Genomic DNA, 12144 nt, shown 5'->3' on the forward strand with positions numbered 1-12144 from the left:
TTAGTCTACAAAACTCGGGAAGTTGAAAGACCAGGTAGAAAGCTACCCAGGCTCAAAAAGCCAAAAAAACCTCATTATATGAATTATAAACCAATTTAATCCTTAACTAAACGACATTGAATCAAAAACCTTTAATACTAAAAAAAGCCTTAGATATCTAAGGCTTTTTTTAAGACTCATCGTTATCTTATGCTATTTTGCTACAGCTTCGATTGATTTCCAAACCCTGAAGAAATTCTTGCTACATATTTTCTCAATATCTTCTTTCGAATATCCAAGCTTCAATAGTTCAGCGATCAGATTTGGATACATTGATGCATCTTTCAGTCCTTCCGGAAGCGTATCACCTACTCCATCAAAGTCTGATCCCAATCCTACATAATCAACTCCAACAAGCTTTACTACATAATCTATGTGTTCTGCTACCTTCGACACATGTACAGAAGGTCTATTGTCAGCCATATATTTTTCGATATAAGCTTGCGCAGCTGTATCTCTTCTAGTAAGGCCTTGCTCTTCAAGCCACGCTGTAACATGCGCTCTATTGGCTGTATTTTTATCAGAGAATGCTTGATCTACAAAACTACCTCCAAAAGTAATCATGACTAAACCGTCCTTCTCTGCTATTTTCTTGATGATATCGTCTGAAACGTTTCTTTCAAAACCTGGTGTGAAATTTCTTGCAGAGCTGTGAGTAGCTACAATCGGTGCTTTACTATGTTCAGCCACATCAAAAAATGTCTTATCTGTGATGTGAGACACATCTATAATCATACCCAGTCTATTCATCTCTGCGACCACTTCTTTACCAAATTCACTCAATCCTCCATGAGTTTCCGCATCATCATATGAAGAATCACCTACCAGGTTATCTTTTCCATGTGTAAGTGTCATGTATCGGATTCCTTTGTTGTAGAAATACTCCACATTATTGATATCATCCTCGATTGCAGCTGCATTCTCTATACCCATAGGGAGTGATAAAAGTCCATTCTTGAAATTATTTTCTATATCTTCTACAGATTTGGCTAATGCTAACTTATCAGGCCAGGTCGTAGCCATTCTTTCTACCATCATTATTAAGGTATCAGCCAAAGCTTTTGCTCCTCCTCGCTCCTGATAGCCAGCTGGAATATAGATTGCCATAAATGGTGCGTCCATTCCGCCTTCTTTAGCTCTTACATAATCAATATTTCCAGATTCTTGCCTGTTTATAAAATCATACACATCCCCATTCATGGTGTTCCCAAGATTATACATCCGAAAAGGCAAATCCATGTGACCATCCACTATAATGGTACTTTGGGCAATCTCTTTTGCCACCTCTAGTCTTTCTTCATCACTGAGTTGAGTATAATCGACCTCTTGAGGTTCTTCACTACATGCCAAAGCCAATGTGGCTCCTAGAGCGATTGATAGAATTTTCTTCATGTTGATAAATTTTTATAGATTATCAATTTAATGAATATTCAAAATATCAAAACCTTAAGATTTATAAACGGTTATATTTATGGTATAAAACAACTAAAATCAAATACACGGTCAAAATACTGACCAACAACTGAAATAAACTAAACAAATCTTACCTAAATCACCAAAACACAAACCAACATGAAAAAAAATGCAATCACCTATTTGTCTCTTTTTGCTTTGATGACCTTCTGGGCATGCAGTGGAGGATCAGTAGAAACAGTCAAAGAAGATACTAATGAGAACGAACTTGAAGAGATTTCACCCTCTCTCACCCTACTTTGGAAAACTGACGACGTATTAACCACCAATGAATCTACACTGTATGATGAAAAAAGTGGAAAAATATATGTTTCAAATATTGACGGTAGTCCAAATGAGAAGGATGGAAAAGGATTCATTAGCATCATTGATAAAGAAGGTAATGTCGTTGAAAAGGACTGGATCACTGGAATAGATGCTCCAAAAGGAATGGGAATCAGTAATGGCAAGCTTTATGTTACTAATATTGATGAAATCGTAGAAATAGATATTGAAGAAGCCAAGATTCTCAATAGACATAAGGTCGAAGGAGCCAAGTTTCTCAATGACATTGACGTACATAATGATAAAATCTACTTCTCTGATATGGAGAACGGCAAAATTCATTATTTACTCAATGGAGAAATTTTCGATTTTGCCACAGGTCAAGCAAATATCAATGGTCTAAGAGTGTCTCCTGACGGAACATTGTATGGTCTAGATGGTAAAGGACTGAAAAAGTACGATGAAGACGGTGAGTTCGAAATGATCAATGATGTGGTAACTGGCGGAGATGGACTGATCATTATTGATGACCATACATTCATTGCTAGTAGATGGCAAGGAGAAATCTATCTTATCAGAGACGGTAAAGAGACACTCATCTTAGATACGAAAAGCGAAGAATCCAATACTGCTGATATAGATTATATCCCTGAAGAAAATATTCTTTTGGTACCTACGTTCTTCAAAAATAAGGTCGTTGCCTACCAATTATCCTATTAATCAGGAAACTCAAATTAGAAATCTGGTTTTCCTTATTTCAAATCAGTAGAATGTCCGTATCTTTATAGGGGATTTCTCATTGGCAAAGTGTTAATGCATTGTATTGTCAAAGGAAAACAAGATTTACTATGAACAAGTCAGAACATATCAATTACGAATTAGAAAAAAACTTAGAAGTTATCAGTCAACTTGATGACTTTGTTGGGCATGCTGTGGACAATACTCTGGTAGATCCGGATGAATGTTGGCAGCCCACTGACTTCTTGCCAGATATGAGTGCTCCTGATGCGTTTGATCAAGTCAAATTGCTTCAAGAAAGAGCTGCTGGCATCCCAGATACGATCATCACTTCTCTTATCGGAAATATGATCACAGAAGAGGCTTTGCCTAGCTACCAGACCTACTTCAACTTACTAGAAGGCATCAATCCAGAAGGCAACCTTCTAAGCCCTTCAGGCTGGGTAAGATGGTCAAAGGCTTGGACTGCTGAAGAAAACAGACACGGTGACCTGCTCAACAAATACCTTTACTTATCGGCACGAGCTGATATGAAAAAAGTAGAGCAAACTATCCACAGACTGATATACAATGGTTTTGATCCGAAATCAGAAAAAGATCCGTATCAGGCAATTATCTACACTTCATTCCAAGAAAGAGCTACTAAGATATCTCACGTAAATACAGGTAAACTTGCTGATAAGGCTGGTGATGATGTATTGTCAAGAATCTGTAAAACGATAGCAGGTGACGAAGCAAGGCACGAGAAAGCATACAAATCTTTCATGTCTGAAATATTCAATATCGATCCAAATGGGGCGATACTGGCATTTGAAAAAATGATGCGTAAGCAGATCGTAATGCCAGCTGTTCTTATGGGCAAAGGAGGACCTAACCCTACTTTGTTTGATCAGTTCTCAGCTATTACTCAAAAGATCGGTGTTTACACAGGCTGGGATTATGCAAGAATCATTGACCATTTGGTGAAGCTGTGGAAGATTGAATCCCTCACAGGACTTAACGACATGGCTGCCAAAGCACAGGATTACCTTTCAAACCTTTCAGACAGATACATGAGATTGGCAGATAGAATGAAAGCACCAGATGAAATTCAGTTGGCTTGGCTTAAATAACCTCTAAGCTTACTCAAGATACATATCAATATCGATAAAATACCGGTGAATCTCATCGGTATTTTTTTTGTCCTTGAAGGAACAAAATGGCAAAATTTAGCATTACATGTATATACATTAATTACAAGCTATGAGAACGATCAAAAACATACATGCTGCTTCATATCACCCAATCGCTGACCTTATTACTTTCAACCCATTACCATCAGCAAAACTTTCCCAAATTGACCCATTCATATTCTTGAATCATCATGGTCACCAAACTTACCCTAAAAACAACCAGGGGCTGCCATTTGGCCCTCATCCTCACAGAGGAATGGAAACAGTGACATTTATCCTTGAAGGCGATATCATGCACAAAGATTCTGGTGGACATGAGTCAGTGATCGAAGCTGGAGGCATACAATGGATGACCGCAGGGAGCGGATTGATACATGCTGAAGTAAGTTCTGATAAATTCAAAAAAGAAGGTGGTGACTTGGAGATTTTGCAACTGTGGGTCAACCTTCCAGCAAAGCATAAAATGACCAAGCCAAGGTATTTGGGTCTTCAAAAAGATGAAATTACAAACTTCAAACTCGACGAAGGCAAAATTAATGTGCAGCTGATAGCTGGTGAATGGGAAGAGAAAAAAGGTTCGTTCAAAACACTATCTCCCATTACCATGAGTACCATACACATGAATGCTGGTGGAAGATTTACCAAAAATATCCCCCAAGATGAAAACATCTTTTTCTATGTTGTGAAAGGCTCAGTCAAGGTAAATGGAGAAGTTATAACTTATAGAAATCTCGTAGAATTCAATCAAGACGGGGACTCTTTGACTGTAGAGGCTTCAGAAGACGCCATCATCATCCTTGGCCATGCCTTACCACTCAATGAGCCAATGGTAGCACAAGGACCATTTGTGATGAACACACAGCAAGAGATCATGCAGGCATATCAAGATTACCAAGCTGGGAAATTCGGTACTTGGAATCACTAATTGTAATTTCAAGTGAATCAGTGAAGCTTAAAAAAATGAAAACCATTGAAGATTAATCATGCTTCAATGGTTTTATTATTTTTAGTATGAGCAATATCTTCCATACCTACAAAGACAAGATTTGAAGCAAATATGCTTCATCAATTCACATCAATGATATCCTGAGAAATCAGCCGATATATTTCAGCTACTTGCTCGTTGTAATTCAAGAATTGAAAATGATTATCAAGGGTACTATAATCTCCGCGGATTGCGGGGCCAGTTTGAGCGCGTTTTGCCCCGATATCTAGGCTTTTGCTTATCGATTCAATAATAAGTGGTTTTAGCATTTCGAAATCCAACCCTTGCCTTCCCATGATCTCCTCAGATAGCCTAAGCATATGATTGGTGAAGTTACTAGCAAAAACAGCCGCTACATGGAGTGCCAATCTATCTTTGGACTTGACTACATAAACTTGGTTTGACAAGCTTTTGGCTACTTTTTTTAAATGTTGTAATGTTTCCTGATCTTCGGATTCCACTAGAAATGGCACATCATCAAAATCTATTTCTCTACCTTTGGAAAAAGTCTGTAATGGATAAAGGATACCAGTATAGGATGCTGAGCTATATCCCAATATACTCAATGGAATAGTGCCAGAAGTATGGACTAAAATACTATCCTCAGGCAAAATGATCTCATCGGCAATCTCCGAAATAGCACTATCACTTACTGCCAAAATAAAAAGCCTTGCCTCACTTTCCGAAAAATCAAGATCATCTTTGGCTTCAGCTACATACACTTTGTCACAGACTTTGGATGCAGCCAATATATCTCTGCCATATACTTCAGTGACAGTATGTCCAGCTTGCTCAAGTGCAGGTACCAAGTGGGTAGCCACATTTCCAGTACCAAGCACAGCTATCTTATAGTTCATCCTGAAAGATAAAGAATATAACTTTACTATTCCACTCCCTTATCTCGCATCTTCGAAAACTCATCATACCTTCTGTATATCGCTACACAGAACCCTATCAGCATGATAATGGTACCTGCCCACAAGATATTGATTTGTGGCTTCACCATTGCCTTTAGTACTACATAATCTTTTTGCGTCCTGTTGACTGTAAAGATGAACTTGTTCTCTTCGGGTACGATATTGGTTAGTTCTACCTTTACACCAAGCTCATGATCAATCACTGGAATTCTTCCAACTTGATTATTTCTAATGATAAATACTGGCTCAAGGACTTTCTCTACATCATAATCTTGCACAACAAGCCTCGCCTTCACTGCTACATCTCCATCAAAAAGCTGCATGCCATCCAGTTCTGTAACCACATCTGCACTTTCTAACTTGGTAACCATGTCTGAGATGTGGACCATCTCCCCTGGAGACACTTCGTAAGTTTCATCTTCTCTCCATTCTGGATCTTCGAGATCACTTATTACCGACACGAAAGTGTAGAGATCTTTATCAATAAATCTTCTCGAATCTGGTGATGAAAGCAATCCCATGGAAGAATTGTATTGCGCCATTGGACTCAGAGAAAACTTGAATTCATCATCTTGATAATAATCAATCTTGAAGTAATCATTTTCTTCCAAAACGATATCTACAAACTCACCCTCTCTATAATAGGTCTTATCATTGACTACAATGTCTACCAAAGCTATTGCTTGATTGACTTGCTCCGTCGGTTTGAGAAGTTTAGCATTGACAAGCCCTGGTACGCCAACTACTTTCTTCTGTCTTCCTCTATAGATTGCTGTATATTCTTTGATTTGAGTAGGTTTATTGATCCATAGCAAGGCATGTTCCTTGTTCACTTCATCTTCGAAATCATTTCTATAGGTCAATCCTGACATGTTTTGAGAAATAACTTCAGAATATCCAGATGAAAACATCACTCCGATCAAAATCATCCCTAAGCCAATATGAGCCAAAGAGCCTCCTGCAAGCTTGAATGTAGACTTTTTGAGCAACTTACTCAAGATTGTAGCATTGGCCACGATTGTAAATGTACCTGCCATAACCACAACCATATAGCTTAAGTTATATACCTTACCCAGCACAATAATACCAGCAGAAAGCAATACAGAAATGACATATGGAGTGACTAGTGTCTCTTTCAATGTCTTGGCATCCATCTTTTTCCACCAAAAAAACTGACCCACAGCTGTCAATAAAGCTAGGACAACGGCAAACCACAACTGAAACTTGGTATAGAAACCTACTTGATCGGCTGGAGGTGCCATATTTGATATGCCTCCAAAACTTTCAACAATTGAATTCCAAACGGGTATTGACGTCGGTAGGATTACTTGAAAAGCCATTAGCCCCAAGGTAGTAGCACCTATGAAAATCCAAAACTCTCTTGAATAGACTGAAGCTTCCTTCTCTGAAGTTGGTATATATTTCCAAGACCTTACGGCAAAGAAAATAGCCATTGCCAAAAAGAATAGCATGTATATCAACAATTGACCTGACAAACCCAAGTCAGTAAAAGAGTGAACAGACGAATCACCTAAGACTCCACTTCTTACCAAAAATGTAGCATAAAGCACAAGGATAAAAGAGGAAATTACGAGTACAATGGAGGTCTTCAGTGCTGTAGCACTTTTCTTGTATGTAATCATGGTGTGTATACCCGCCACCAATATCAACCATGGTACATAGACGGCATTCTCTACTGGATCCCAGTTCCAATACCCACCAAAGTTTAAGGTAACATATGCCCAATAAGCACCCATAATGATTCCCATACCTAAAATCATGGCAGAGAATATAGCCCATGGCAAGGTAGGGCGAATCCATTCGGAATATCGCTTCGTAGCTAAGCCAGCCATAAGAAATGCAAATGGAACCAAAGTACTTGCATAACCCAAGAACAATGTCGGAGGATGAATAACCATCCAAATGTTTTGTAGTAGCGGGTTCAACCCTGTCCCATCTTCTGGAACAAAATCAGGGTTGATCTGGAAGATCGGAGCCGAAACAGCATCTCGCAATAAAATAAATGGAGAACTACCAATCTTCAAATCTCCAATCACTACTCCCAATATCATAGAAACCAAAAAAGCTTGAACTAAAGCAAAAACTATCATTACTGGACCTTCCCAAGCTTTATTGGTATGTATCACGACCAAGCCAAGTACGACATTCCAGAAGATCCAAAGGATAAATGCTCCTTCTTGTCCCTCCCAAAAACTAGAAATCATGTAGTGAACCGGTAGTGCAGAGGAAGAGTGAGAATAGGCATAAAAATACTCGAACCTGTGATTGTAAATTATTTCAAAAAGCGATATTGCTATAGTCACCGAAGCTACGGAGTGAATGTAAAACATCACGCGACTAAAATTTCTCCAATTGGACTTCTCAAGCTCATTTGCTTGATAATATTTATAATAAGAAAAGGCCGTCAGCACCGCACTTACAAAAGCAAGAATAGTGGCCATATGACCTAAATTACCCACAAAGGTATTCATCATAACTTCTAAATTTTCAAATTTACATTCCCGCAGTGCTCACTTCATTTTCTTGATACTTGGAAGGACATTTCATCAAGATTTTGTCAGCCATGAATATCTCTTCATTCTTGTAGCCACCTATCACGACTACTTGCTCTGATCTATGAAAATCAGCTGGTACAGGTTCATTGTAAAACACACGCTGTTCTGTACCATCATTGTCCACCATCAAAAAGTAAAAAGATGTCTTGTCTTCATTGACCTCAATTCCTTCTACATTTCCAGATTCACCTTTTTTAAGTTGACCTACTACGTGAATTGCTTTGTCTTCACCTTTGGCTTTCATTGCTTTAGCTGTGGCAAAGCTTTCGTATGTACTCGCATCACCTAGCATGGAGATGATGATCACTATGGCGATCGCAATGATCCCAAGGCCTAATATATGTCCCTTTTTCATAATGAAAATGTTCTTAATTTAAACTTACTTCTCTTCTTGTACCAATTTCTCTAATCTCGCAACCCTTCGATCAGTACCAATGATGTAAACCAAGATTCCTCCAAAAACAATCCCTATTATCCCAACCAATACATAAATTTTCCCTTCGGATCTCATCACATCAGCCATTTCTATGCTTGAGTTTTCATAATCTTCCTCCGTGATTGCTATTTTCTCCTGAGCCATACCTTGCAAGCTGACCAAGAAAAACAAGATTATTATTAACTTCTTCATGATACTTGATTTATCAATTTATCTTCTATTCTTCTCTCTATTCTCTTTACCCTTACCCTCACGATGCTCATCCATGTACCTAAAAGTGTCCATCCAATGATCGCTGGATAGAATACCATCCTTAGATTGCTATCCATATCATAGGCATTGAAGCCTGGATTCCCTCCGTTGCCTGGATGAAGGCTATCGGTGAGTCTTGGCAAAACAAAAATCAATGGAATAAATGCTGCAAATGCAAAAATATTGTAAACGGCTCCTATTCTGGCCCTTTGCTGCACATCCGTGAGGGAATTGCGGAGGATCAGATAGGCAAAATACATCAATATACCTATCGCCGAAGCGTTTTGCTTAGGATCTCCACTCCAGTAATCTCCCCAAGTAAATTTCGCCCATAGCATACCAGTGACTATTCCCAATACACCAAAAAGTATGGCTGCATTGGTAAATTCTATAGCAATGTCGTCGTGTCTGAGGTCGTTGGTTCGAAGGTATTTGATGCTGTAGACTACCGCTACGACAAGCATAATGATCATTCCAAACCACATGGTGACATGGAAATATAAGGCTCTGATCGTTTCGTTAAGTATGGGTAGTCGGGGAACATCCATAACTAGCCCCCCAATGATGGTATAGGCCAACAAGACTATGGTCAAAATTTTCCACCAGCTAAATTTCATCTGTTATAATTTGTCTTTCATTGATCTGATGGTCTACCTCAAGCAAGCATCGAGACTAACCCTAGACCAGAATTCATATTCAATTGAAAAGCTTTGGTCACGTATTCACACAGCAAACTGACTCGATTTCGTGTAACCTGCCCTGCACTTTTCGAGTGCAAAAATAAGGTATAACTTCCTGATTCTTGCCATTTTTGTGAGATATTTGAGTCAATTGTATAACGGAATACTTTGAAAAAGGAACACATCCCTGACCGCAGCACTTTTGAAAAGTTTAAAAATTAAGTGGATAAAATTGCCCGAAACCTTATTTAGTTCCATGAAATTCTATAGTACTAAATACTTATGAGGTTTTATTCGGAAATAAGCCACCCTCAAGCCCTCAATACTAGCTCCTCCACAAGTATGGAAACAGAATATAGGAGGTAGCAGAAATGATTGCATTGATAGCCATAAGGGTAATGATCTTATCTATACTGACACTCCAGTCTAGGCCATCTATTGCATTTTTTGACACCCTTATAGCCATGAGAAGTATGGGGATGATTATTGGGAAACTTAATATAGCCATCAGTGTCGCATTGTTGCTTGCTTTGGAAGCAATAGCAGAAACCATCGTAAGGCATGCTGAAAACCCCAGTGATCCTAAAACCAAATTCAGCAAAAACAGCCCTTGATCCTGAACGGGATTACCTAGAATGATAGAGAATACAAAGTAGCCTAACAAAGCCAATACTAAGGTCAAAATTGAATTGTATATCATTTTGGAAATGATAATCGACTCTGGGGATGCAATCATGTAATAGTATAACTGTCTTCCTTGATGCTCCTGCACAAAACTCTTAGCAACTGCATTGACCGCTGAAAACAAAATGATGATCCAATACAAAGCATTCCATGTAGGCACCCCGATGTTTCCTTGCTTTGCACCTACGCTCAAGTAGGTAATAAACACCGCCGATACCACATACAAAAGTATCCCGTTCAAGGCATACTTTTGCCTCCACTCCAAAGTGAGTTCTTTGATGATAAGGGTATTTATTTGCTTTAGCATGGAGGCAAAGTTAACACATGAAGAGGAGATCATCATGGTAATCAAAAAAAGTAAGGAATTTCTTGTCGCAAATCACCTGAGAGATTGTCGTATTTGCACGGCTTCAATGAGCTCAATTATAGATACATTTGAGAATATGAAACATAAATACTCCGTTTTTCTCTATTTAGCTTAATGTTATATTATACATTGACAATTGTAAAAATAGAACCACCTACTTATGATAAACCCGGAGATTCAGGCATACAACAATTTACAAAAAAAAGAATACACGGAGATTTGTAATGCAATTTCAGAAATTGTGGGCAGGTGTTTGCCTGAATCAGAAAGTAAAATTTGGCATAGGCATCCTGTTTGGTTTTTAGATGGCAACCCTACAGTCGGTTACAGCATACAAAAACCTGGAGTTAGGTTGATGTTTTGGAGTGGGGCAGATTTTGAGGAAGATAAGCTCAATATTTTGGGCAAGAAATTCAAAGATGCTTCAATTTTTTATATCAATGTATCTCAAATCGATATGGCGGATTTAGAAAGGTGGCTCTCAAAATCAAAAGAGATTCAATGGGATTATAAAAATTTAGTGAAGCGAAAAGGAGAATTATTGAAATTGAAAGGATGACAGTATGAAAGATGTAAATGAATATATTGATGGATTTGCGGATCCTGTGAAATCAATACTTTTAAAAATCAGAGAGATTGTTTTGCTTCAAGCTCCTGAAGCATTGGAGTCAATAGCTTATGGCATGCCAGCTTATAAAACCTGTGGAAAACCTCTCGTGTATTATGCAGCATTCAAGCACCATATTGGATTTTATGCTACACCTACGGGACATGAGAAGTTCAAAGATTCTTTATCAAAATACAAACAAGGGAAAGGCTCTGTACAATTTCCTCTTGACCAAGAGATCCCGTATGGGTTGATTGAGCAGATGGTAAAATTTCGTTTTGAAGAAAATCTAAAATTCAAATGAGAAAAATCATATCATTTATGCACATTTCATTAGATGGATTTGTGTCGGACTCAAAAGGGAGTCTCAGTTGGGTAAAACTGGATCAAGAGATTTTTAAGTTTGTAAGTCAACGTGTCGGCAAGACAAACACAGCAATGTATGGACGCAAGACATTTGAGATAATGGAGAACTACTGGCCAAAGGCTGGTTCAAGACCAAATGCTACCAACCATGAAAAAGTGCATTCCAAATGGTATAATAATACGCATAAATTAGTCCTTTCTTCAACAATGAAAGAAGCATCGCTTCCGAATACCAACATTATCACGGACAATATTTCTGAACAAGTAAAAGAAATAAAATCCTCCATCAATCAAAATAGTAATGAAATTCTCCTTTTTGGAAGCCCACAAGCGACCCAAACCCTTATGGAGTTGAATTTGATTGATGGGTTTTGGTTATTCTTAAACCCCATTGTTTTAGGACAAGGTATATCCCTATTCAATGAGTTTGAAACAATGCAATTACTTTCTCTCAATTCAATTTATCAATTTCAGAACGGGGTAATTTCATTAGATTATACGATCACCAAAAAAGAAGATTTCTGGGCAATTTGAAATTATAATTTAGGTGGAAGCAAATTGAAGGTAATGAAATATAGTTCCCTGTAT

The 12144-nt window shown here is 38.2% G+C and carries 13 protein-coding genes; 6 read left to right on the plus strand and 7 right to left on the minus strand.

Features of this window, described 5'->3' with window-relative positions; translation table 11 throughout:
- Nucleotides 1–192: 192 nt before the first annotated feature.
- Entirely contained in the window at nucleotides 193–1431 is a 1239-nt protein-coding gene (locus tag MM239_RS15210) for a dipeptidase (RefSeq protein WP_241349110.1), read from the minus strand.
- A gap of 180 nt (nucleotides 1432–1611) precedes the next feature.
- Between MM239_RS15210 and MM239_RS15215 the strand changes: the two genes are divergently transcribed.
- The 3 genes from MM239_RS15215 (at nucleotide 1612) to MM239_RS15225 (ending at nucleotide 4611) form a co-directional block, all read left to right on the plus strand.
- On the plus strand, nucleotides 1612–2496 hold the full coding sequence (locus MM239_RS15215) for an NHL repeat-containing protein (protein ID WP_241349111.1): 885 nt from the start codon (nucleotides 1612–1614) through the stop codon (nucleotides 2494–2496).
- 128 nt (nucleotides 2497–2624) lie between these two features.
- Complete coding sequence (locus MM239_RS15220; RefSeq protein WP_241349112.1) at nucleotides 2625–3626, plus strand: acyl-ACP desaturase; 1002 nt, start codon at nucleotides 2625–2627, stop codon at nucleotides 3624–3626.
- A 130-nt stretch (nucleotides 3627–3756) separates the two neighbouring features.
- On the plus strand, nucleotides 3757–4611 hold the full coding sequence (locus MM239_RS15225) for a pirin family protein (protein WP_241349113.1): 855 nt from the start codon (nucleotides 3757–3759) through the stop codon (nucleotides 4609–4611).
- A 140-nt stretch (nucleotides 4612–4751) separates the two neighbouring features.
- On the opposite strand, the gene MM239_RS15230 is transcribed toward MM239_RS15225, so the two are convergent.
- The 6 genes from MM239_RS15230 to MM239_RS15255 all read right to left on the minus strand — a co-directional run bounded on the left by MM239_RS15230 (nucleotide 4752) and on the right by MM239_RS15255 (nucleotide 10523).
- Nucleotides 4752–5528: a Rossmann-like and DUF2520 domain-containing protein gene (locus MM239_RS15230; protein ID WP_241349114.1), complete on the minus strand. Its 777-nt coding sequence runs from the start codon at nucleotides 5526–5528 to the stop codon at nucleotides 4752–4754.
- Nucleotides 5529–5554: 26 nt separating this feature from the next.
- The gene (gene ccsA, locus MM239_RS15235; protein WP_241349115.1) at nucleotides 5555–8083 is read right to left on the minus strand and encodes a cytochrome c biogenesis protein CcsA; all 2529 of its coding nucleotides are present in this window, start codon (nucleotides 8081–8083) and stop codon (nucleotides 5555–5557) included.
- 19 nt (nucleotides 8084–8102) lie between these two features.
- On the minus strand, nucleotides 8103–8519 hold the full coding sequence (locus MM239_RS15240; RefSeq protein ID WP_241349116.1) for a cytochrome c maturation protein CcmE domain-containing protein: 417 nt from the start codon (nucleotides 8517–8519) through the stop codon (nucleotides 8103–8105).
- Between the two features lie 24 nt (nucleotides 8520–8543).
- Nucleotides 8544–8792 carry a CcmD family protein gene (locus tag MM239_RS15245; protein ID WP_241349117.1) on the minus strand — a complete coding sequence of 83 codons (249 nt, stop codon included), beginning with the start codon at nucleotides 8790–8792 and terminating at the stop codon, nucleotides 8544–8546.
- A complete protein-coding gene (ccsA, locus tag MM239_RS15250) occupies nucleotides 8789–9469 on the minus strand; it encodes a cytochrome c biogenesis protein CcsA (protein WP_241349118.1) in 681 nt (226 codons plus the stop codon). Before ccsA (MM239_RS15250) ends, MM239_RS15245 begins: the two co-directional genes overlap by 4 nt.
- A gap of 388 nt (nucleotides 9470–9857) precedes the next feature.
- A complete protein-coding gene (locus MM239_RS15255) occupies nucleotides 9858–10523 on the minus strand; it encodes a heme exporter protein CcmB (RefSeq protein ID WP_241349119.1) in 666 nt (221 codons plus the stop codon).
- Nucleotides 10524–10743: 220 nt separating this feature from the next.
- Between MM239_RS15255 and MM239_RS15260 the strand changes: the two genes are divergently transcribed.
- Genes MM239_RS15260 through MM239_RS15270 form a run of 3 tightly spaced genes read left to right on the plus strand, consistent with a single transcriptional unit; the run spans nucleotide 10744 to nucleotide 12090 of the window.
- Nucleotides 10744–11142 (plus strand): DUF1801 domain-containing protein, encoded by a 399-nt coding sequence (locus MM239_RS15260; protein WP_241349120.1) that lies wholly within the window; start codon nucleotides 10744–10746, stop codon nucleotides 11140–11142.
- Between the two features lie 4 nt (nucleotides 11143–11146).
- A complete protein-coding gene (locus MM239_RS15265) occupies nucleotides 11147–11494 on the plus strand; it encodes an iron chaperone (protein WP_241349121.1) in 348 nt (115 codons plus the stop codon).
- Complete coding sequence (locus MM239_RS15270) at nucleotides 11491–12090, plus strand: dihydrofolate reductase family protein (protein WP_241349122.1); 600 nt, start codon at nucleotides 11491–11493, stop codon at nucleotides 12088–12090. The genes MM239_RS15265 and MM239_RS15270 overlap by 4 nt, the downstream gene beginning before the upstream one ends.
- The last annotated feature ends 54 nt before the right edge of the window (nucleotides 12091–12144 follow it).

It is taken from the genome of Belliella filtrata (assembly GCF_022549775.1).
Classification (GTDB): Bacteria; Bacteroidota; Bacteroidia; order Cytophagales; family Cyclobacteriaceae; genus Belliella; species Belliella filtrata.